Origin of the sequence: Paenibacillus sp. G2S3, from assembly GCF_030123105.1 — a bacterium.
Classification (GTDB): Bacteria; Bacillota; Bacilli; order Paenibacillales; family Paenibacillaceae; genus Paenibacillus_AQ.
In genome coordinates, this window is the sequence record NZ_CP126095.1 from 4,560,094 (window position 1) to 4,582,951 (window position 22,858).

General features: G+C 45.1%; 16 protein-coding genes. 3 read left to right on the top strand and 13 right to left on the bottom strand.

All coding sequences use genetic code 11. The features are described 5' to 3' along the window. The 12 genes from QNH28_RS20010 to leuC form a co-directional block, all read right to left on the bottom strand. A complete protein-coding gene (locus QNH28_RS20010) occupies window positions 1-1,653 on the bottom strand; it encodes a response regulator (protein ID WP_076299597.1) in 1,653 nt (550 codons plus the stop codon). A 683-nt stretch (window positions 1,654-2,336) separates the two neighbouring features. Further along, a complete protein-coding gene (locus QNH28_RS20015; RefSeq protein ID WP_283908248.1) occupies window positions 2,337-2,801 on the bottom strand; it encodes a GNAT family N-acetyltransferase in 465 nt (154 codons plus the stop codon). Then, the gene (gene purT / locus QNH28_RS20020; protein WP_283912210.1) at window positions 2,791-3,981 is read right to left on the bottom strand and encodes a formate-dependent phosphoribosylglycinamide formyltransferase; all 1,191 of its coding nucleotides are present in this window, start codon (window positions 3,979-3,981) and stop codon (window positions 2,791-2,793) included. Before purT ends, QNH28_RS20015 begins: the two co-directional genes overlap by 11 nt. A 149-nt stretch (window positions 3,982-4,130) precedes the next feature. Beyond that, the gene (locus QNH28_RS20025; protein WP_283908249.1) at window positions 4,131-7,817 is read right to left on the bottom strand and encodes a dynamin family protein; all 3,687 of its coding nucleotides are present in this window, start codon (window positions 7,815-7,817) and stop codon (window positions 4,131-4,133) included. 359 nt (window positions 7,818-8,176) lie between these two features. Further along, on the bottom strand, window positions 8,177-8,443 hold the full coding sequence (locus QNH28_RS20030) for a hypothetical protein (RefSeq protein WP_042129455.1): 267 nt from the start codon (window positions 8,441-8,443) through the stop codon (window positions 8,177-8,179). 25 nt (window positions 8,444-8,468) lie between these two features. Continuing rightward, entirely contained in the window at window positions 8,469-9,149 is a 681-nt protein-coding gene (gene nth / locus QNH28_RS20035; RefSeq protein ID WP_283908250.1) for an endonuclease III, read from the bottom strand. 219 nt (window positions 9,150-9,368) lie between these two features. Next, window positions 9,369-12,104, bottom strand: coding sequence for an S-layer homology domain-containing protein (locus QNH28_RS20040; RefSeq protein WP_283908251.1), 2,736 nt, complete (start codon window positions 12,102-12,104; stop codon window positions 9,369-9,371). An 87-nt stretch (window positions 12,105-12,191) separates the two neighbouring features. Beyond that, window positions 12,192-12,851 carry a GerMN domain-containing protein gene (locus QNH28_RS20045; RefSeq protein WP_283908252.1) on the bottom strand — a complete coding sequence of 220 codons (660 nt, stop codon included), beginning with the start codon at window positions 12,849-12,851 and terminating at the stop codon, window positions 12,192-12,194. 114 nt (window positions 12,852-12,965) lie between these two features. After that, on the bottom strand, window positions 12,966-14,405 hold the full coding sequence (locus QNH28_RS20050) for an N-acetylmuramoyl-L-alanine amidase family protein (RefSeq protein WP_283908253.1): 1,440 nt from the start codon (window positions 14,403-14,405) through the stop codon (window positions 12,966-12,968). 147 nt (window positions 14,406-14,552) lie between these two features. Then, window positions 14,553-16,121, bottom strand: coding sequence for an N-acetylmuramoyl-L-alanine amidase family protein (locus tag QNH28_RS20055; RefSeq protein ID WP_283908254.1), 1,569 nt, complete (start codon window positions 16,119-16,121; stop codon window positions 14,553-14,555). A gap of 187 nt (window positions 16,122-16,308) precedes the next feature. Further along, complete coding sequence (gene leuD / locus QNH28_RS20060; RefSeq protein WP_283908255.1) at window positions 16,309-16,911, bottom strand: 3-isopropylmalate dehydratase small subunit; 603 nt, start codon at window positions 16,909-16,911, stop codon at window positions 16,309-16,311. Window positions 16,912-16,940: 29 nt separating this feature from the next. Further along, window positions 16,941-18,365, bottom strand: coding sequence for a 3-isopropylmalate dehydratase large subunit (leuC, locus tag QNH28_RS20065; protein ID WP_283908256.1), 1,425 nt, complete (start codon window positions 18,363-18,365; stop codon window positions 16,941-16,943). Window positions 18,366-18,692: 327 nt separating this feature from the next. Here leuC and QNH28_RS20070 point away from each other — a divergent pair, with 327 nt between their 5' ends. Then, the gene (locus tag QNH28_RS20070) at window positions 18,693-20,042 is read left to right on the top strand and encodes an FAD-binding oxidoreductase (protein ID WP_283908257.1); all 1,350 of its coding nucleotides are present in this window, start codon (window positions 18,693-18,695) and stop codon (window positions 20,040-20,042) included. A gap of 189 nt (window positions 20,043-20,231) precedes the next feature. Further along, window positions 20,232-21,143 (top strand): LysR family transcriptional regulator, encoded by a 912-nt coding sequence (locus tag QNH28_RS20075; protein ID WP_076284590.1) that lies wholly within the window; start codon window positions 20,232-20,234, stop codon window positions 21,141-21,143. On the opposite strand, the gene QNH28_RS20080 is transcribed toward QNH28_RS20075, so the two are convergent. Further along, entirely contained in the window at window positions 21,115-21,321 is a 207-nt protein-coding gene (locus QNH28_RS20080; protein WP_149646840.1) for a hypothetical protein, read from the bottom strand. The genes QNH28_RS20075 and QNH28_RS20080 overlap by 29 nt on opposite strands. 433 nt (window positions 21,322-21,754) lie before the next feature. Here QNH28_RS20080 and proB point away from each other — a divergent pair, with 433 nt between their 5' ends. Then, the gene (gene proB, locus QNH28_RS20085) at window positions 21,755-22,858 is read left to right on the top strand and encodes a glutamate 5-kinase (protein WP_076284588.1); all 1,104 of its coding nucleotides are present in this window, start codon (window positions 21,755-21,757) and stop codon (window positions 22,856-22,858) included.

Sequence of the window (22,858 nt, forward strand, 5' to 3'; positions counted from 1 at the left end):
CTACCCTCCTCTGGAGCTATTTTTATACTCTTTGGGAGACTGACCATATTTTTTACGGAAGCAAAAGCTGAAATAGTTAGGATCAGCAAAGCCAATTTTCTCAGCGATTTCAAAAGCCTTCAGTTCCGTGGACCGTAAAAGCTCTTTTGCTGCCTCTAATCGGATTTGCAAGAGATAACTAACGAATGTCATCTTCATTTCCTTCTTAAAAATACTGCTAAAATAACCCGTACTAATATGTAAATGCTGGCAAACCTTTCCGATAGAAATATCTGATTCCTCATAGTGGCTACGGATATAATCTTTAGCTTCATCAATAAGCAGTTTATAGCTGGATTGGCGTTCTAAAGCAATGGAGTCCATTAGTCGGCTGCAGATCGTAATAATCCACTGCTTGGCTTCACTCATACTATTGAATTTATTCATATCGGTTAATGAGGAAATGCCAGATCCTACGAATTTAGCAGCATCACTACCGGATTCTTTGGCTACACGCAGGATGGATGTAATAATCTCCAGCAAAAAAATCTGATAATCCTGAGTAGATACCTGCTCAGCATCTAATCCGCCAAATAACTCCTCAACGACTTCCTTAAGCTCCTGTACGGTTCCCATCTTAATGGTTCGGATTAAGGACTGCTGGGTCAGTTCATCATAGGTCAAGAATGTATTCGAACGTGACTCCACATCCTCGATCCAAATGACTCGGTTATTGCCGAGAATGAGCCGATAATCTAACGCTTGCATGGCATCTCCAAAGGAGTTAAATAGCATAGCCGGCGAGTGACACACCGTTCCAGAACCAGCGGTTACCGTTAGCTTTAGAAAGCGCTGCACATTGTGCCGGATTTCTTCTAGAATCTCAAAGGTCTTCCCCGTAATTTCAGCTTCTTCACCTGCATCACAAATGGAAAGGAGCACTACCTCATCACGATGGATAAACACCCTGCCAAAACTATGCTTAGTACATAGTTCTTCTGCAATATTCAGCACAGCGAATAGCTGTAAATTCCTCTCTCCTGTATCACGTAAAGAAATTTGCTTACCTGAGATATGTCCAACCGTTTCCCGCTCTGGACGAATATAATCCACACTAATTACCGAGGCTTGGAACCATTTTCCATGTAGATCTATTCCGTATTCCGAGCTTTTCTCGTCTATTTCATTCATTCGTAGCTTGCGTGAAACTAGTGAAGATAAGAACTGTTCACGCAGTACAGGCAGACTTTTTCGATAATGCTCGCTGAGTACAAAAACATTTTCTTTCTCTGCGATTTCAGCCTCTATGGTGGCTCTGACCTTAACAAGAACATCAATCAATTCCTGAGAAGAAAACGGTTTCAAAATATACTCATCAATTTGTAGTTTAATCGCCTTCTGTGCATATTCAAATTCATCATACCCCGTCAGAATAATGATCTTGGTATTAGGATGCCGATCGCGAATCCATTCCGCCAGCTGCAGCCCGTTCATAAAAGGCATTTGAATATCAGTCACCACTACATCCGGGAGCAAACGATCTATCGCATCCGCTGCCTCTCGTCCATTCTCCGCCTGTTCTACAATTTCGAAACCATAGTGCTCCCAATCAATCTGCCCGATGACCCCTTCTCTAACATCTTCTTCATCTTCAGCAAGAATTAACTTGTACATTTCTCATCCCTCTTTGGAAAAGATTTATTTAACTGTCGTAAAATTCATTCTATATGATTCAAACTATTCCATCTATGGTTAGTTATTTAAATCGATTTACTAAAAACTAAAAGAGTTAATCTAGTGACTGCAAAGGGCGAGTAAGAGGGATATGAAATTCGGAGTAAGAGAGATATGAAAGATAGAGTCGGAAGGATATGAAACTAGGTTAGGTGGCCTATTGAGGTATTAAAGTGGATGGAATTAACCGGGGTAGGTACTGAATTAGAGGCGTGATATGGTGGGACATGAACTCGATCAAAGAGTTAGGACAGTTGTATTACTCACAGGTTCATTAAAAAGTAATTTCCCTTCCAGTGCGTCCCTTTTCTAGATAGATTGGACTTCTAACCTTTAGCTAGTGTTTATAGGGAGGTTTTCCCTCTATTCATGCGCCGACCCCTATATCAGACAGATTTATACGGAGAATTTCCCTATAAAACTTACTATCGGAAGCGAATATATCATAAAACGATCTACTTTAAAGTAATATCCTACAAAAACTCTAACGAGTCCTCGGCTCACATCCCGAAGAAAAAAGTATGGCTCTTATTCATCCTTTTATTCTTGATTGCTCCTTACATTTACATAAAAAAAAACCATCCCGCCGTAGCTGGGATGGGGATGATCGGAACCTATAAGTATTATAGCAACGCTTTGTTAAAGCGATAGCCTGCTGTCTTTTCGAAACCTAGATGACGATAAAAAGCATGTGCCGGTGCGCGCTCTACGCGGTTACCACTTCTCAAGAAGAGCTGACAGCAACCTTGCTCACGTGCCCATTCTTCTGCTGCGGCCACAAGTCTTTTACCGAGTCCGTTTCCTCTGAGTTCTTCTGATACGATAAGTGCAGTAATCTCAGTGATACAATCTGTCTGTTTGTAATACGAGATTACCTGTCTAAGACCGATCATTCCCACAACTTCATTGTTTAGTTCTGCAACAAGCGTGCATTGGAGATGGTTATTCTCCATGCTTTCGAGTCTCTCTTTCATCACGCTAAGCGTTGTTGGATAGCCGAATTCCCGCAGAAGCGCTGTAACTCTCTCCAGATCATTCAAGCCGCATTTGCGAATTTCCAGTACAGGGGCCATGGTACTACTGTTCATCCTCATATACCTCCACTTTTAGCTTAGACGCTGCCTCTTTGGCTACCGTCCGCGCGATTTCCACATTTTCCGCCGCACTTAACGCTACTGCCATCCGTCGCCCTGGACGGACTTCTGGTTTACCAAATACCCGAATCTGAGTCCTTGGTAGCTCCAAAGCTTCACCGATTCCGGTCACAACAAAAGCTCGTCCTTCTCCTTCAGCCTTCAGCGTAGCTGAGGCACCTGGTGTCAGTAATTGTACTGACTGGACTGGAAAACCAAGAATAGCTCTGACATGCACTGCAAATTGAGATAAATCCTGCGTCGCCATTGTCACCATTCCCGTATCATGCGGTCTAGGTGACACTTCACTAAACAATACACCTCGATCTGTCAAGAAAAGCTCCACTCCAAAAATACCGAAACCTCCGAGCTGATCCGTAACTGCTTTGGCAATAGATTGAGCTTCATCCAGAAGTTCCGGCTTCATAAAGTGAGGCTGCCAAGATTCGACATAATCGCCATCCTTCTGAATATGCCCAATAGGTGGACAAAATATCGTGCCAGACACGGAACGCACCGTCAAGAGTGTAATCTCACTTTCAAAGGTAACGAAAGCCTCCACGATAACACGAGTCCCTTTGGCTCTCGCTCCATCCAAAGCAGTGTTCCAGCATTCTTCTGCATCCTCCGGTCTTTTGCAAACGCTCTGACCTTTGCCAGAAGAACTCATAATCGGCTTGATGACACAAGGAGTGCCTAGTTCTGCTACGGCTTGACGCAGTTCTTCCAGACTATCAGCAAAACGATAATCCGCTGTTGGCAATCCAAGTTCTTCAGCAGCAAGTCGGCGAATGCCTTCTCTGTCCATGGTCAGACGGGCCGCTCGCGCGGTCGGAACAACGAAGAAACCTTCCTCTTCAAGCTCTTGAAGAGCATGAGTGGCAATTGCTTCAATCTCCGGAACAATAACATCCGGTTTTTCTGAGCGAATAAGCGTTTTAAGCGCCTCTGCATCCAGCATATCAATAACATGTGAACGATGAGCTACACCCATCGCTGGTGCATCGCTATAACGGTCTACAGCTACGGTCTCTACGCCAAGACGTTGAGCTTCGATTATGACTTCCTTACCCAGTTCCCCGCTGCCCAGCAGCAGCAGCTTGCGGCTTTGAGCTGAAAAAGGAGCTCCCCACATTGTCGATTTCAACCTCTTTCGGCAAATTGACTATCTCATTTCCAAAAATTTCTGAAAACGAAACAGTTTCATTGTATATTTTCAGGCTTCTTTATTTTCATCCATCATACGCCAGATTGCAAGTGTTCTTCGACAATTTCCTACAAATTTCAAAGATTTTTGTCTAATCTATCAACGAAAGATTGTTCCAAGAGAGATAATTGGTGACCTAACTGGCCCCAATGATCTGCGGATTCACCCCCTTTAAGGAGATCTAACATTGCTTTCTCTTGCTCCGCTAGCCCTTCTTGCAGTCGTTCTGCAGCAGTCTTTAATTCGCTGGCGATGCATTCGACATAATGTGCGAGCAATTTTTTCTTCTGCTCAGCCGCGGCAACATTAACAGCTTCTTTCACGAGAGGCTCCGCTGCACCTTTAACTTGTTCCCGTCCAGCTCCTTCAAAAAAATAACGAGGAGATTTGAAATGTCCCCATAAGGTTGACCATTCTACGGACTGAAGCTGGCATTCCAGTTCACTAGGAGAAGGCCATGCCGCTTCCTCATTCTCCATCAGATGAAACTCCTGAGTAGAGAAGCTCAGCTCAGTAGCAGCCGCTTCAGCCGCTTCATGAACAAGTCTGCGCCCGGTACTCTCAAGTCGCAGCGTTGTCGCCCATAGCTCTTGTTCCAATTCACGCTGAGTAGTGCGCATCAGCTCTGCACCACACGCAGCGAAGATCGCTTTTAAATTTCCTGCGTCCTCACGCAGTAATGAGGGGTGGAAGGATTCCTGGAAATTCCTGGTGAAGGAGAAGCTGATCCGCTGACAGACATGATAGATCAGCTCCTCACCTTCATGAACAAGATCTCTGCTTGGACGTTCTTCGGTCTCCAATAGGGAAAGCCTCTTCATGGCTAATTTACGTCGTTCTTGCATTTCTTTTAACCCGGCTTCACGCTCGTTTGCTGCCATGGAAGCGAGATTCTGCCACTCTTCCGCCCTGCGGCGAACAGATGCGATACTCTCTGCAGCTGCGTTAAGTGAAAGCTGGGGCAGCTCATCTCCCGCAAAGCTGGATAAAGCTTGCTCAAAATGATGGAAACGGGAAGCCTCATAGCGTTCATAATTATGCTGAGTTTTACCTTCCAGAGCCAGCAAGCTAGAGAGCGCATAAATTCTCGGCGAACGCAAGCCACCTGCACGTAAATTTTGAGCGACATGTTCTCGTACCTCTTCCAATTCATCTTCTCCTGAAGCAAGATCGGAAGCATTGATAATAAAGAACATTTTATCAAGTGCAAAGCTATCTTTAATTCGGCCCAGCTGTGCAAGCAGACCTCGATCTGCTTTCGAAAAGGCGTGGTTGTAATAGGTCACAAAACATATCGCGTCTGCATTTTTCATGTAATTAAAGGTTACGCCGGTATGACGAGCATGCAATGAATCGGCTCCTGGTGTATCCACGAGTACAATCCCGCTTTCGGTCAATGGACAGGCATAATACAAATCAATCCCCTGTACAAAGCAGGCCCGGGTCTCCTCCGCTACAAGACTTCGATATTCTTCTAGATCAACGGTTCGCACCGTTCCCAGCAAGGGCTCAGCTTCTGCCCAGCCAGCCGCTGCTGCCCTTAGAAATCCAGCATGCGGCAATGCAGAGGGATGAATTCCCCTTGCAGGCAAGCTTGCTAGAACTGTTGTCCATGAGCTCTGCTGTGGTTCGCCAAGCTGTAGCACACTGAAGGAATGGCAGATGTCATCCCAGAAGTCTGCCATGGTCTTCATCGTTACAACCGCGCTGGCATGGCGGAAGTCTCCTTCCGGCGCCAATATGCGGTTGACCGCAGCCGTGGCAGGATGTGGAGACACGGGCAGCACTTCTTCGCCGAGCAAAGCGTTGGCGAAGGAGGACTTACCCGCGCTGAACGCACCGAACAGCGCAAGGGTAAAGCGGCCGCCGGCGAGATCCTCCGCCCGTGCAGCCAGACTCCGAGCCGCCGATGCCATCGCTGGCTCGCGGCGCAGCAGCTCTGCCGCAGCCGCGAGCGCGTCAGCGGCTGCGGATAGCCGGCGGCGTCCGCCCGCCGGCGAAGCCGTACCCGCCGCCCAGCTTGCGGCAGCGGCACTTCCAGCCGCAGTGCTTTGCAGCGGCTGGGTCTCCTGCGGCGCGGCGCTCTGCGCGGCCGCACGCGGGGTTACCCTCACCTCCGGCAGGATGCCGGGGGTGAGGGGCCGGCGCGGCGGCAGCAGCGCCGCGAGCTCGTGCGCGCGGGCGTCTGCCGCGCGGTCCAGCGCGGCTAGCGCGTCAACGGCGCGCGCCTGCCGCGCAAGAGCCTGTTCGCGGCGCTGGAGTTCCGCGCGCCGCTCATCCATAAGCGATGGCAGCTTCGCCAGTAGCTCATCGCTCACCGCTAACGCGGCACGGCGGAACTGGCTCTTAATATCAGCCGCAAGTGTGCGGCAGAAATTGAGCAGCGCCTCGCCGCTATAACCCATTCCCGGCTTAACAGCAGCCGCCAGCCACTCCTGGCTCACCGCCGGGAAGCCTTGCTTCAGAGTCGTCTCCGCCTCCTCCTCCCACAGCCCGAGATTCTCCGCCCAATCCCGTACCAGCTGAATCAAATGCCATTCCAGCTGGGCGGAAACCTCTCGGGTCAACATTCCTTGCCAGACTGCCAGTCGTTTACTTTGTTCCTTCTCCCGCCGTGCAGCCGTAGAGAACAACCCTAACCGAAACGTAGGGCTGGCACTCTCCATATAGCTCCCCGACGCCTCTCTTACATCCGCAGGCATTAGATTTGCATTTTTAAGTAAGGTGTCAAGGCCAGTTCGCAAGCTCGCTCGTGAATGCTGAGGCAACGCCTCAAGTCGTTCCTTCTCTTCTTCGAGTGACTTCAGTTCATTCGTCACTGTCTCTGCATTCGTACCTTCTAGTTCTACAAGGAGAGCTGCTCTTTCCTCCTGCTGATCTTCACGGAATGCAGTTAGAGAGGAATCCGCTGTATGATGGATGGAACGTGACAGGCTATATTGAAGTAGCTGCTCCTTTTGTTCCAACAGTTCGGTTATAAGGCTGAGTAGATGATCCCAATGATTAAGTGGATGCTCTTTCTTTTTGAGAGAGGTAAACAGAATTCCCGCACAATGAATCCCCCATTGTTCAAAAGCATTTTCAAGTTGACGTTTATATTCCTCAATGGAAATTTCTTGTTCCCTGTGCTTGTCGATCTGATTAACAATCAGATACAATGGTTTACCCCAGTCACTAAGATTTTTGGCAAAGGCCAAATTATTCTCTGACTGAACATGGTTATAATCCATTACGTAAAATACGACATCCGCCAAATGCAGCGCGGAGCGGGTCGCCGCCTGATGGCCATCATCCGTCGAATCTACCCCAGGTGTATCCAATAGAACGCCATCCTTGCCTAGCAGTGGTATCTCATTCCATACTTCAATCGCGGAATATTCACCACCATTTCGACAGTATTCCTGTAATCTTTCTGGAGTTGTCTCTATAGGAGCAGGATCATTTTTACTTCCTTCAACTCTAGGATAAATAAGCACTCGTGGAACTCCACTGCGAATAGAGACAATATTGGCACTCGTCGGCACAGGTCCAGAAGGCAGCACTGAACTGCCGCAAAGAAGATTAATCATACTGGATTTCCCTGCCGAAAAATGTCCGCAAAAAGCAAGGGTAAGTTCATTCCCACCCTCTTTATGTTGTAAATCTTCAAATATACGTTCAGATCCCTCATCACCCCAGCGGTGCATTAATCCACGCAACTGGAAAAGCAGCGATGCTGTTTCATTTGATGTCTCTTTCTGGATTCTAACCTGTTCCGCTCTCACTGACTCTCCACCTCCACTGTTACCATCTAATCATGCTTTGAATAAAGTTTCACTTTATACATTATCCTTATATTTCTCACTTAAAGCCTTACAGTCCTTATAAGGACGCCGAAGACGATTATGCTTATGCAATGTTTATACAGGTATAATTTCTGTGATGTCACGCAGAACCTTTTTTATAAATAATAATTACAGTTTATCACCAGTTTGACACAAATTAAATACACACTACTTACAAAATAACCTATCATCTCTTACGAAATGAGGTTATTTAAACATCTTTCTGCTATTATCGCTAGAAAAGTAAGAAGCAAAAAAGGAGCCAGCCCTAGGGCCGACTCCTTTTATCAATTCTAAATTTATGCAGTTTCCGAAACAGGCAATAGAATTTCGAATACTTTTCCGTGCTGTAGAATAGTCAAACCACGAGATTTATCTCTCATTACAACAACCTCAGGTTTCACTGACATACGCTCAAAATAGTGTTCAGGAACGTCACCGGAATGACTGATCGTGATACCTTCTACTTCTTGCTCTTCGTTCTCTTCGAGTGGGCTTTCCACTACGCGATCAAAAATATCCGAGAACACTTCAAAATTATCTGTGTATACAGAAATGCATTTCATCTCTATCCCATCCTCTTCTTCAACTCTAACTTTTTGACGTATGATCTTTAGCTTTCCTGACAACAGCTGTTTTCATACGTTTTTTGCCCTCTCGACATACATCAAGGAGCGGGCAAACTTGACATTTTGGGTTCTGTGCCTTGCAGTGATATCGTCCGAAAAAGATAAGCCGGTGATGAGTAATCGTCCATTCGTCACGTGGCACAGCCTTCATTAGCTTCTTTTCCACTTCCAGCACAGAATCTTTCCAGCCTGCTAATGCAAGTCGTTTAGCAACCCTCTCCACATGCGTGTCCACTGCAATGGCAGGAACTCCAAAAGCATTAGATACTACTACGTTTGCGGTTTTACGACCTACACCGGGCAACGTTACAAGCAAGTCATGAGCCTCAGGCACCTCGCCACCATACTGTTCTATGAGTATAGAGCATAGGCTTTGGATATGCTTAGCTTTGTTACGATATAAGCCGATGCGCCGGATATCCCCCTCCAATTCCTCCAGCGGTACAGAAATATAATCGATGGGGGCTTTGTACTTTTGGAACAGGTCCTCGGTCACTTTGTTCACCGTTGCATCCGTACATTGGGCTGACAACAGCACCGCTATCGTTAATTCAAAAGCGTTACTGTGATTTAGCTCGCAATGTGCATCAGGGAACAAGTCTCCAATCGTATCCAAAATGTGGCGGACCTCTGCAACTTTCATAGTGTCCCCTCCACGGAGCGATTACGCTCAGTAAAACTTACACGAGCGTGTCCTCTCTAATGTAAAGAAATATAAGCAAAGTCTGTATTATAACGTATGGTTTCATACATTTCAAGAAAATACAACTCTTATACTTTCTTATATTTCAAAAAAAACGTCTTGACGCAGGCAAAGCTCCTGTGTCAAGACGGTGATTCACTCGGAAATCCACCATTGCTACTATTGTTTCACAATTTCAACCACGATATCATTATTGAAATACATTATAATATTATCATTTTCTTTCAGAGATTGCACGGACAATGTCGTATCTCCTTGATGAACATATACATTTGAAGCAAGAGTGAACTGATACTTATCGTTCAGATTAGCTCTCTTAGTAACCAATGAGTTCGTCGTACTGTCATAGCGAGAGAATGAACGAGTTAACTGTGGTAACACACGAATGACTGTCGCTCCATCCGTGTCTTTACGAATCTCCACTCTGTCCGCTGTTGTTAAGTTACTAAGAGCAGTTGTTGTGGCGCCATCACGTATGATTCTAACCCCACCACTTACCGTAAAGTTTTGTGCTGCTCCAGCATACTCCTTCACAATTAAGCTATTCGTTGCAGCTCCTACTGAACTAATCTGACCCGTTGTAAGCTTAACTGCCTGAATAGCGAGCGGTGTGCTTCCATCAAAAGTCACATTCAGATAATCTCCGGATTTCAAAGCGGTTAGCTTAATGCTCTCACCGGCTTCATTTGTTATTGGGAGCGCCGCAGTATTAATCTCACTGGTCCCCCCATTCCATTTAATACCTATACGGTTGGTTCCAGAATTAACGGTTGCTGCTTCAACCTGAAGAACGGTCTTTACTTTCAATACTGCAATTAGATCCTGACTAGTTGTCAGTGAGGCTGTCACATTACTACCGACAGTAGCATCACTTAAGGTTGGATTAGTCTTCCCAAAAATATCAACTAATTGTGGATAAGGCATTGTTATAGTTTGCCCACTGTCCTTAAGCTTCAATACAATTGTTTTAAAAGAAGAATTAACAGCAGACAGGGTTCCTTCGTACTTTGTGACAATTTCCAAAGACAGAGCCCGTTGACCTATTGCCGTTAAATTCACTTTACGGTTCTCAACAAGTTTCGTACCTATATTACTTAAGTTAGGAAGTACGCCTTCAATCAACAATTTTGTTTTTTCATCCAACTGAACGACATGTGCCTTTTTTTCAGTATCCATAACTGTCAACAGTTGTGTTTTAGTATTATAGTCAATAACCGTCGCTCCACTATACTGCTCAATTTGACGGCTTAACACTTCAATCTTTATGACTTGATCACTGCTGTTCAGCGTAAGCTGAATTTTGTCCCCACCTACTGTATCAGCTATAAGATCATCAACCACAGCGCTATTCATATTCGGAATAACAATCACCGGCTTCGTGCCTAACAGTTTAACCTCACGTGTTCCGTCCGTTTTTTTATACACAACGGTTGAATTGCTCAGTTCGTTAAGTACACCTTGAACTGTCCGTTCAACACCTTCTGTCACTTCTACAGTACGTATCACATTTTCCTTAATCGTATATTTGACAGCAGCACCTGTCTTTAAATCTGCTGGCTGCAGCACTGATGATTGCGAGCTGAATAATGAAGTTCCATCTTCCCATTTAAAGGTTTCCACCGTACCAGCAGCATTTTTAAACGTAATGCTTTTCCCAGTAAGATCTATACTTTGAACGGTACCTGTTGTCGTTTTGTTAACAACGCCTGAAGTCACTTGAACATTGACCACTCTGTGTGATCCACTGTAAGTCTCACGTTGCAAAGTAACTACACTGTCTGCTACCAGCGAAGCAGGTTCAATTGGGGTCCCACTCGCATCTACAAAAGTAGTCGTTTCATCATAGTAATATTCTGTGAACCCAGTAGCTGATTTTAGCCATAGTTTATTACCAGGTGCTACCATTGCGAAGTTTCCAGAAAGGCTCTCAACTTGTTGCGTAGGATCGGTCACTTCTACATAAGCTGCATTATATGTAGCTCCAATTACAGTAACCTTAGTGTAAGGTTGGATATCACTTAGATTTATTCTGCTTTCAGAAGCGCTTGTGTAATAAGCGGTGCTCGCTCCCAGGGTATATGTAGAATTCTTTCCATTGTTATAAACGGATAGTTTCCCATCTGTTAATTGACTGATTGTACCTGATACCGTGTTGTCATATTCAACCGTATTGTGAGCTTCCGCACGGCTGAAAAAGGTCGCCAATTGAGCACGGGTCACAGCCCCTTGTGGATCAAAGCGATTACCGTCAAGACCATTTGCTAGTTTCAGATCAACAGCAACATTGATGTACCCTCTTTTGTTTGCAGACACTTTAGCATCATCCGCAAAGCCTGTCGGCTCACTAGCTGCTACTGCTGCATCTGCACTTTTTCCTAGTGCACGAATTAAGAGTTCAGAAATCCATTCGCGGGAGGCTTTACGCTCTCCCCAAGATGTCTTCAGATTATCTGGAGCCATTTCGGTCGCCTTATCAAGTAGGCCTTGTTGAAAGGCCAACACTACATAATCCTTGTAATAATTCGTAACCTTAAAATCATTAGGTAAGGTAACTGTTGAAGAAGTATCGACTTTATCCTGTAGCTTCATAAAACGTAATGCCATAAGCACAGCTTCCTGCTGAGTTACAGAATCCCCAGGTCGGAACAAACCATTATTACCAACCACAATTCCTTGTGATGCTAGTTTATAAATATGCTTTTCAGCCCAAAATCCTGTCTTCACATCGCTAAAAATGCCTACAGATTGTGGAGTGGTTGTTGCTGCTGTCGTAGCAGCTGTATCTGCAAACACAGCGCTTGCGCCACTAAAAATCATGGCTCCAGCCATAACAGCCGATACTGCTTTCGTAGAATAAGCCTTCAATGGACGTTTTGACCTTTTTTGCGCGGACAATAGATTATTCCCCTCTCTATGACTCAAATAAATAGTATAAGTTATAGTTCGTCAGTCAGATGCTTTTTTCCTTTGTTATAATAACAATTAGCTATTATCTCTAGTCATTGGATGCATTAGATCAACATGACCCATCAAGCTCTCAACCTTTTCACCATCCACCAAAACTTCGATACTTTTCACTTCTTCAAATTGAAAATAGGTCTTGGCAAGTGATGAAATCGCTAGCGACTCCCCACCAGCACCCAGCTGTGCTTCCTCCGGTTTATGAATATCCATAACAATTTGGCCATCTACAAACTTTAACGATTTCAGTTTAATCTTACCCCATAACGATACAAGCTCAGTATTCTCGTTGCTTTGCAATGCTTTGAACGTCTCTGTATATTTCTGGGCATCGTCAGAGAAGCTAATGCTAGTCTTAGCAGGAATCAGATCCATAACTTGTGAATCCGTATAATATGCATCGATACTCTGGCTCTGTTTTTGCTTCTCATCTGCTACTGGCTTTGCAGTTGCCTGAGCTTCTGTGTTGCTATTATCTGCTGTCGGTTGCGGAGTGCTAGCCACTTCGTTTCCTGGTTCATCGCTTGGAGCCGGTGTACTTTCTCCCGCACCACTTACAACATTTGAAGTATCTTGCTCCACACCATTTGCTGGAGCCGCAGTAGGCTTGTCTCCACAGCCAGCAATCACTAGCAGAAGTAGTGTAGCGATCCCAATTGTACTCCATTTTTGTTTGATCATTAATAAACGCCTCCTCTAGATGAATACGGGCAGACAGGTACCGCAAAACCACTTCTTGCCTTTTAAAATAAAAGCAGAAAGCTGACTTTGCGGCGCTCGTCTGCCACTGGTCTGTTATTTTATACCCAAATATTCCTTAATCCCACTCACTATTGAAGCCGCAACTTTGTTTTGAAGTGCATCTGTAAAGAGCAATGCCTCATCTTTTTTGTTGCTAAGGTATCCCACTTCAAGTAATACTGCAGGCATTTTCGTTTCACGGATAACATGGAAATTCCCATAACGTACACCGCGATCGCTAAGCCCTGTAGCTTGAACAAGATATTTATGCATTACGTTCGCCAATGCTTTACTGGCTTCCCGTTGATAATACGTTTCTGTTCCACTAGCTGAAGAGGAACCTGAGCTATTGGCATGTACAGATATGAAGATATCAGCTTTTAAATTATTTGCCATAGCCGCTCTTTCTTTAAGCTCCAAGAAAGTATCATTACTTCGTGTTAATACGACGTCAATATTACTTTCTTTTTTCAGCAATTCAGCTGTCTTAAGTACGATGGCCAAATTAAAATTCTTCTCGTATTTACCTGTAACACCCACTGCTCCAGAATCTTTAGCTCCATGTCCTGCATCTAATACTACTAGCTTTCTGCCGTTATTTCCTGGTTGTGTTGTAGTATCATCAGTACTTTCCGCATTTAGATCGATTACAACCAGCTTAGAATCGTCTCCAGTTACGCTAACGTTGTAATTCTTAGCATAGTTCAAATCAATTACAAAACGTACTGTATAAGGATTCGTGCTATAAAGGGAGTAACGTACTCCTGATACATCGGGATAATCCTTCACTTCCAAGCTACCGTTAAGGTCAGGATCAAGGATCTGTCCTGTGCCAAATAGGTCTGAGAAGGTGGCATTAGGTAAATCAACAACTAACCGATCCGGCCCAGTCATCACTGTCACTTTCGGTACTGAATTACCCTCCATGGCAATACTCAAACGATTTTCACTAAAGCTCACACCATTTACCATCGTTAAATTCTTAGAAGGATCTACCGGCGGTACAACCTCAGATCCACCATTTTCAGTATTTCCACCTGAACTACCGTTATCATTTGAGGATCCTGGGGTAATAAGATACACACTCTTCTTCACGTTGTCCCACGAGACATTTAATCCAAACTGTTCACTAATGAACCGAATCGGTACAAGTGTCGTATTACTACGAAGGATTGGTGCCGTGGTAAGTGTTACTGTCTTGTCATCAACTGAGGCTATCTTTTGATTCACAACCAGTTTGATGACCTTTCCTTGCTGTTCAATCGTTACCGTCTTGCTCTTCTGATCCCAACCCACGTTATATCCAAGGCTTTCAGAGATCAACCTTAACGGCACCATGATTGTATCATTCACATTCTCAACCGGGACATTTTGCCCTGCGGTCAGCTCCTTGCCGTCCAGATAAATCTTGCTATTCCCGGCAGCAGCATGTCCGTTCTCAGGCAAAACAAATACTAAGAGCAACAAAAACAACATCAAACTGAATTTCTTCATTCTTCACCTCTAAATCTAGTATTCGCCTGTGAATGGCGATCGTGATGGCCTGTCTACGTCAACCTCAGACCTCTATTAGACGCTATTAATCTATAAAGGTTGCGAATATATTCCATAAAAATTGAGAAATCTCACCAACATCAAGTATTAAAGTCCTAGATATTCCTTAATACCGGCTACAATTTCCCTCGCTAATTTGTCTTGAAGCTGCTCACTATACATCCCTGATTCATTTCCTGAATTGGTAAGATACCCCACTTCTAGAAGTACTGCCGGCATACTGGTTTCTCTTGTAACATGCAGACTTTTCGTTCTTACTCCGTTGTCCTTGAATCCAGTACCAGCTATCAGATGTTTGTGCATGATCTGAGCAAACGGCAGACTCCCACTACGCGAATAGTACGTTTCACTGCCATTTATTTTGTCTCTATTCGGATAACCTAGCTCCAGTGAATTCCCATGCACTGAAATAAATAGATTAGCCTTTGCCGCTTCTGCGATATTTACTCGATCCTGAAGACCCAACGTAATATCTTCAGTCCTAGTAAATACGACATCAACCAAAGCTTCCTGCATAAGTAGTGTTTGTACTTTACGTATAACCGCTAGATTGAAGTCTTTTTCCAGCTTACCCGTGAGACTGACAGCTCCAGATTGTGTCCCTCCATGACCCGCGTCGAGAACTACAACTGGCTTACCAGTCATTCCACTACCACCTGAGGTGTTCCCTTCACTGCCTGTAACATTCAAATCTAGTGTCACCAGTCCAGTACTTTCATCCGTACTTAATTGATAAGGCTGGCTACCGATCGTTTGAATCACAAACCTAACAGTAGAAGGACTTACACTGAACAACGCATACCGGATCTCAGAAACTAAAGGGTAACCAGTAACATCTAGCTTCCCTTGCGGACTTCCGTTTGTGGTAATACTCGGTAGACCTCCTACGAAATCAGGAGCAAAAGCTGCACCAGGAAAATCTACGACGATTCGATCTGGACTGCTCATTTTTGTGATGCTAGGTTTAGGAGCCCCAGAAACAGCGATGATTAATCGATTCTCAGTGAAGGCTGCCCCATTTACAAGCGGACCTGCTGCATTCACACCAGTGCTTCCTGGTACTGAGGATGATTGTGGTGTCGGTGAGGGCAAAACACTTCCAGAGCTTGTGCCATTATCCATGCCGGGTGTAGTAATCTGAGTTGGAGAAGGAGTACTTGTTGCTGTTGGACTAGTAACGGTTCCCTCAGGTGTAGCCACCGAAGCTTGCCCACCCGTCAAATAGACCGTTTTATCACTATTATCCCAGCCAACCTTTAGACCGAACTGCTCACTTACGAAGCGAATCGGAACGAGAACTGTACCACCACTTTGCTTGGGTGCTGCGTTTAAATCAAACGTTACCCCATCCGCAGCAGCTGTTTTTTTTCCTACAGCCAGCTCAATGCTTTTTCCATCTTGGTGAACCGTTACTTTGCGGGCCTGCTGTTCCCATAACACCTCAAATCCAAGATTCTCCACTACCACTCTGACGGGAATCATAACGCTACCATTGACGTTCTCAAGTTTAATTCCTTTTGGTAATGCAAGCTCTTGATTGTCCATAATAATTCTGCCTGAGCTACTACCAGCTGCGGCAGCTTCACGTCCAGTGAATGATAGTAATAATAACGGCAGCAACAATAACAGCAACGTTCGATACCCAACTCTTCTCATTTTCCCGCTCCTTCTGCAAGTGATAGATTCTAGATAAGTAATTAGACGACAGAAATCACCAAATGTTTCCTTTATCACCAATGAATATTTCGATTATAGCAAAAAAACTTCTATTTCCGACACCCGGAAATAGAAGTTTTACGTAATTTTTGTAAAAGTTAAGAATGAAACCAGTTATATCCTAAAATTATGAAAATAACTTAGCCGCATGACGCTCTTCGTACGCAGCAATTTCATCCGCATGCTGAAGAGTTAATCCGATATCATCCAGACCTTGTAGCAAGAACTGACGACGGTGCTCATCCAGATCAAAGCTGATGCTCAGTCCAAATTCATCGTGAAGTGTATTGCTCTCAAGATCGACTGTCAATTGGTAGCCATCATGCTCGGCTGTGCGATTAAACAGCTCATCCACTTGCTCTTCCGAAAGCTTGATCGGCAAAATGCCGTTCTTAAAGCAGTTGTTGTAGAAGATATCTGCATAAGAAGGTGCAATGACAACTCTGAACCCATAATCCATAATCGCCCAAGGTGCATGCTCCCGTGAGGAACCACAGCCAAAGTTAGCACGTGAGATTAAGACAGAAGCACCTTTATAGCGTGGTTTATTCATTTCAAAAGCAGGGTTATCGTTACCAGCTTCATCAAAACGCCATTCGTAGAACAAAAATTGTCCAAATCCTGTCCGTTCAATCCGTTTCAAGAACTGTTTTGGGATAATCGCATCCGTATCTACATTCACCCGATCTACTGGTGCAACAATTCCTGTTAATTTTTTAAAAGCATCCATAGTTTTATCCTCCCGTGTTCTCTCTAGTTCTATGAGCTGACGGCTTCCGTCTTATAGTTCCAATCACGCACATCAGTGAAGCGACCTTTTATTGCAGCTGCAGCAGCCATTGCTGGGGATACCAGATGCGTGCGTCCACCGCGACCTTGACGTCCTTCAAAGTTACGGTTCGAGGTAGATGCGCAGCGTTGCCCAGGTTGCAATACATCAGGGTTCATCGCGAGGCACATACTGCATCCCGCTTCACGCCATTCAAAGCCCGCGTCGGTAAAGACTTTATCAAGCCCTTCCTTCTCAGCCTGCATTTTAACACGACCAGATCCAGGAACAACAATTGCAGTAACGTTGTCAGAGACTTTATGGCCTTTTGCTACCACAGCTGCGGCTCTTAAATCTTCGATCCGTCCGTTAGTACAAGAACCGATAAATACATAATCAATTGGAATTTCAGAAATAGGCGTTCCAGGTGTCAAATCCATATATTCAAGCGCTTTTTCAGCAGCTTTGCGTTCGTTTTCTGTGGTGAAGTCAGCTGGATTCGGTACGCTGGAGCTGATGTCCGTTCCCATACCCGGGCTAGTTCCCCAGGTTACTTGAGGAATCAAAGTTTCCACATCGAAATCAACAACCGTATCGTACTGAGCACCTTCGTCACTAACAAGACTCTTCCATCCTTCAACAGCAGCGTCATAAGCTTCACCTTGCGGCACATATTGACGTCCACGCAGATAGTTAAAAGTAGTTTCGTCAGGAGCGATCAAGCCTGCTCTTGCTCCGCCTTCGATCGACATGTTGCAGACGGTCATACGTTCTTCCATCGACAGCTCACGAATAGCTTCACCTGTGTACTCAATTACATAACCTGTTGCAAAATCAGTACCATACTTAGCAATAACACCAAGGATCATATCCTTTGCTGTTACACCAGGATTGCGTTTACCTGTGAAACGAACTTCCATAGTTTTAGCTTTGGATTGCTGCAAACATTGGGTAGCCATTACATGTTCAACTTCACTTGTTCCGATACCAAAGGCCAGTGCACCGAATGCTCCATGTGTAGAGGTATGGCTATCGCCACACACGATAGTTTTGCCAGGATGAGTCAAGCCAATCTCAGGTCCCATTACGTGAACAACACCTTGATCGATATCATTCAGGTCGAACAATCTCACACCAAAATCAGCACAGTTCTTAGAAAGTGTATCAATTTGTTGTTTGGAAATTGGATCTTTAATGTTAAAACGATCCTTGGTAGGAACGTTGTGATCCATGGTAGCGAAAGTCAGCTCAGGACGGCGAACCTTACGGTTACTAAGGCGAAGTCCTTCGAAAGCTTGTGGGGAAGTTACTTCATGAACCAAATGCAGATCAATATAAATAATGCTAGGCTTACCTTCCTCTTGATGAATAACATGATTATCCCAAATCTTCTCAAACATTGTCTTGTTGCTCATAATTTCACCTCATTAATAGAATCGTTCATTGGAAGAGAGCGTGGAGTCTCTCTTGAATGATCTAAATATAACATCACCGTCTTTATAATTCCAAGATATGATATCTATAGAAGTGATAGGTTGAACCTATAAGATAGACTGAAGTATATTATGCTACTTGTTTATTTATATGGACCCTCTTTATTGTTCAATAAAGGCATATGAATATGATCCTTCTCTCCTACAATTGACCTCTAGGAAAAAATCTCACTCCGCTTCAGCCCATTCCATAGACCAATGCCCTTCATACTATATTACGTGTTAGTAGCTCAGAAGGAGTTGGAACAATTGAAGTCAAGAACGAGACTTACCGGGCGAGTTATTTTCAAAGGTGATCAAGGGTATGAAACGGCACGTAAGAATTGGGATCCGCATACTGACAAATTCCCGAAAGTGTTTGTTTTCGCACAAAAAACACAAGATGTTGCAAACGCCATAAAATGGGCTAACGAGAATAAAGTCCCCATCCGTGCAAGAAGCGGTAGACATTCTCTGGAGGTTAATCTTTCACAGGTCACCGGAGGTATTGTCATCGATGTAAGTGAAATGAAGAAAATCAAACTAAATAAAAAATCAGGAACTGTTGTTGTGGGTACCGGAAATACAGTGGGGAGAATTGCACACACGCTAGCTGGGCAAGGATATATGGCTCCATTCGGCGATAGCCCTACGGTTGGAATCGGAGGCATCACCCTAGGCGGGGGTATCGGGCCGCTCCAGCGAACCGTGGGCCTTGTTAGTGATAATCTAATCGAACTCGAAATGGTTGATGCCAAAGGGAAAATTATTCGTGCCAATAAGAATAGTAACTCTGATCTCCTCTGGGCTTCCCGCGGAGGTGGCGGGGGGAATTTCGGAGTTTACACCAGTTACAAATTCAAAGTACGTCCTGCTCCAGCTTCGGCTACCGTTTTTCGAATCACCTGGCCTTGGGATCAGTTCGAGAAGGTATTCAAAGCTTGGCAACTCTGGGCTCCTTGCGTTAATACCAAACTGGGCAGTGAATTATCCATTGGTCCGAAAAAAGGCGGTAATGTCACTATGACGGGGCTGTTCCTCGGATCAAAGGCAGAGGCTTCCCGCCTCTTAAAGCCCGTTACGAGCGTTGGAACGCCTACGAATCAAATCATCCGCTCTTTGCCCTATACAAAAGTAGTGAGTTTTATGTTAGCACCTGATCCAGTGCTAACTCAAAGAGTCAGCAACCAGTTCTCCAGCGGTTTCGTAAGAAAACCCTTCCCGGACAAGGCAATTAAGTCCATGCGTGAATTCTTAGAGAAAGTGGAGGGAGAATTCGCAGGTTTCTTTTTCCTCAACTGGGGCGGAGCTGTGAGCCGTAAGTCACCCAAATCTACAGCCTTTTACTGGCGTAAAGCGAAATTCTATGTTGAGTGGAATAGCTCATGGATCAAGAAATCGGAAGCTGCCAGAAATATATTCGTAGTAAGAAATACACGTCGGAAGCTGCAGCCATTTATCGTGGGGAGCTACATCAACGTTCCAGACCAGGGAATTAAAAATTCCGGACCAGTATATTATGGAGCGAACTATCCTAGATTACGGAGAGTCAAAGCTAAATATGACCCGGGAAATATATTTAACAACCCTCAAAGCATCTCTCCAGCCCGCAAAGTATAGTAAGACGTAATAGCGTAGCATCGAAATTAGACCGGCAAACATAAAGGACTCCAGCGAATACTGGTAAACCACACCTTCCTATTTGCCGGTCAGTGCGTTCGTGCACGAGCTTACATGCGAACCTATATAAAACATCAGTTTCATAGGTTATACTTATAAGTAAAAACAATCTCCCAAAGGAGTTTATACATGGAACTGAGACAACTACAATATGTACTGCAAATCGCAGCCGAAAAAAACTTCTCCCGTGCAGCGGACAAGCTGCACATTGCCCAACCATCACTCAGTCAGCAGCTTTCCAAGCTGGAAAAAGAGCTCGGTGTAATGCTGTTCCAGCGAAATACCAGCTCTGTTGAACTGACCTATGCTGGATCTAAATTCGTAGAGCAAGCCCAAATCATCATTGATGGCGTAGAACTGCTGCGACAAGAAATGTCTGATATTTCTGAACTACGTACCGGGCGCGTCGTTGTAGGCAGTATGCCGATCACTGGTGCACATTTACTACCGCATGTACTTCCGGTTTTTAAACAAAATTACCCGGAAGTAGAAATCACTCTGCTCGAAGACTCCTCCATGAACCTAGAGAAGCTCACTGCGAGTGGTCAGACTGATTTAAGCCTGCTCTCATTGCCGCTCGAAATTCCGGCTCTTGCTTACGAAGAACTGGGTGAGGAAAGGATCGATCTTGCAGTCCCACCCGAACACCCGCTAGCTAAACGTAGCTTAGATGGAACTAAGACCTCTTTGGAAGAACTAAAGGACGAGCCATTTATCGTACTTAAAGAAGGCCAAGGCTTCCGTAAAATGACTATGGATCTGTGCCGAAACGCTGGCTTCGAACCAAAAATTGTTTTTGAGAGCAATAACATGGAAACAGTTCAGTCACTGGTCGCCACTGGAATGGGTGTAACTCTTGTGCCTCATTTTATTGCCCGTGCACCGCGGAGTGAATTCGTCCCTGTCTACTTACCGCTCACTGATCCTGCCCCTAGCCGAACACTTGTCGTAGCCTATCGACGCGGACGTTATTTATCTAAAGCCGCTAAGGCTTTTGTAGAAACATTTAAATCTACGGTATCTGAATTAACCGAAGAATAGACCCTTGGAGGGCTGCTCTGATCATCTGACACCGAGCCGCACTTTCATTAACTGGCCCATTATCGTTAGGTGTCCCTGTATGATTTTCCACAAATTCACGAGTTACACTATTCTGGAACTCTGCTTTTTCGTTTAGATCTTGATTCTGCGCCTGCTCAGGATTGTTGTCTTTAGTCAATTTAGTCCACCTCTTGGTAACAGATTATAAGTATTCCACCCCCGTACTTAGAGGTTAAACAGAATAATCAAAGCTTTCTAATGCGAGAAATAGTTCCTTCGTTTTTCCTTTGCAAAGCAACCATCTCCATGGTATTCTATTGAAAATAAGTGAAACGTGCAGACGGGACCAGTAAGAATGAGTCTAACCGCGCCTAGAGAGTAAATTCCGACAGGCTGAAAGAATTTACCGCGGTTTTCGTTCCGAATCCTACCCCCGAGCGGCCTGTGCTAAGCAGGACGGATCCTCCCGTTACGAGAATGAAGTCGGATGATCCCTCATCAATGAAGGTGGTACCGCGGAAGTTTACAAGCTTTCGTCCTTTGCTAAGTCTAAGGATGGGGGCTTTTTGTCGTTTTCAGCATCTATAAAAATACTGAGGAAGTGAACAGATATGACGACACGAATCGTAGTCAAAATAGGCAGCAGCTCACTGACTGGAACAGAAGGCGGATTGAATCGCGAAGCCGTGTCCTTCTTCGCTTCAGAGATTGCCGAATTGAAGAGAAACGGCTGCGAGGTGTTATTAGTAACCTCCGGTGCTGTAGCCGCAGGCTTTCGCAGTATCGGTTATCCTACACGTCCGAAGCTGCTACATGAGAAGCAAGCAGCTGCAGCTGTAGGCCAAGTACTGCTCATGCAGGCATATCAGGAAGCTTTTGCCGAGCATGGAATAACCACAGCACAGATCCTACTAACCCGTACCGACTTTTGCAGTCGCAGAGCTATGAACAACGCTATGATGACGGTAGAAGAGCTGCTTCGCCTAGGAGCGGTACCCGTATTTAACGAGAATGACACCGTCTCCGTTGATGAGTTAAAATTCGGTGATAACGATACTTTGTCCGCGCTGGTAGCTAACCTGCTGAAAGCCACCAGATTGCTCGTCTTAACTGACATGGATGGCTTATATAGTGGAGATCCTCGGAAACATCCCGACGCTATTCGCTATCAGTTCGTTGATGATATTACGCCGGAGATTTATGCTATTGCTGGTGGAGCTGGCTCTAGTGTGGGGACAGGTGGCATGCGTTCAAAAATCGATGCTGCCAAGATCGCTACACGAGGCGGTGTGCCCGTCTTTGTTGGGAGAGCTACCGAACCAGGGGATTTACAACTCGCAGCGACAGGCTCGGGCCGAGGTACTTATTTTGCAACCAAGTTATCTTCTTTACCTGTTAAAAAGCAATGGCTTGGCTTTATGTCCACCCCACTCGGCTCCCTGTACGTTGACGAAGGCGCCGTTGAAGCGCTGCTTCATGGCGGTCATAGTCTGCTGCCTGTCGGCGTCAAGCAGATCGAAGGTAACTTTCACGCTGGGGATGTTGTAGAAGTCCTTGGACCAGACTCCAAATTGCTGGGACGCGGGATTGTGAATTACGATGACACTCAGCTGCGCAGTATTCAAGGTTTACCCAGCCGTCAGATTGTACCGAAGCTGGGAGAAGTACACCGGCTGGAGGTCATTCACCGTGACGAATGGATTACATTGAGGTAA

Excerpts from the sequence above, each read along its gene's own strand:
- QNH28_RS20030 (WP_042129455.1), bottom strand. The coding sequence starts at position 8,443 with ATGAAATGCATTTCTGTATACACAGATAATTTTGAAGTGTTCTCGGAT.
- QNH28_RS20045 (WP_283908252.1), bottom strand. The coding sequence starts at position 12,851 with ATGATCAAACAAAAATGGAGTACAATTGGGATCGCTACACTACTTCTG.
- proB (WP_076284588.1), top strand. The coding sequence starts at position 21,755 with ATGACGACACGAATCGTAGTCAAAATAGGCAGCAGCTCACTGACTGGA.
- QNH28_RS20050 (WP_283908253.1), bottom strand. The coding sequence starts at position 14,405 with ATGAAGAAATTCAGTTTGATGTTGTTTTTGTTGCTCTTAGTATTTGTT.
- QNH28_RS20055 (WP_283908254.1), bottom strand. The coding sequence starts at position 16,121 with ATGAGAAGAGTTGGGTATCGAACGTTGCTGTTATTGTTGCTGCCGTTA.
- leuC (WP_283908256.1), bottom strand. The coding sequence starts at position 18,365 with ATGAGCAACAAGACAATGTTTGAGAAGATTTGGGATAATCATGTTATT.
- QNH28_RS20075 (WP_076284590.1), top strand. The coding sequence starts at position 20,232 with ATGGAACTGAGACAACTACAATATGTACTGCAAATCGCAGCCGAAAAA.
- purT (WP_283912210.1), bottom strand. The coding sequence starts at position 3,981 with ATGTGGGGAGCTCCTTTTTCAGCTCAAAGCCGCAAGCTGCTGCTGCTG.
- leuD (WP_283908255.1), bottom strand. The coding sequence starts at position 16,911 with ATGGATGCTTTTAAAAAATTAACAGGAATTGTTGCACCAGTAGATCGG.
- QNH28_RS20010 (WP_076299597.1), bottom strand. The coding sequence starts at position 1,653 with ATGTACAAGTTAATTCTTGCTGAAGATGAAGAAGATGTTAGAGAAGGG.
- nth (WP_283908250.1), bottom strand. The coding sequence starts at position 9,149 with ATGAAAGTTGCAGAGGTCCGCCACATTTTGGATACGATTGGAGACTTG.
- QNH28_RS20015 (WP_283908248.1), bottom strand. The coding sequence starts at position 2,801 with ATGAACAGTAGTACCATGGCCCCTGTACTGGAAATTCGCAAATGCGGC.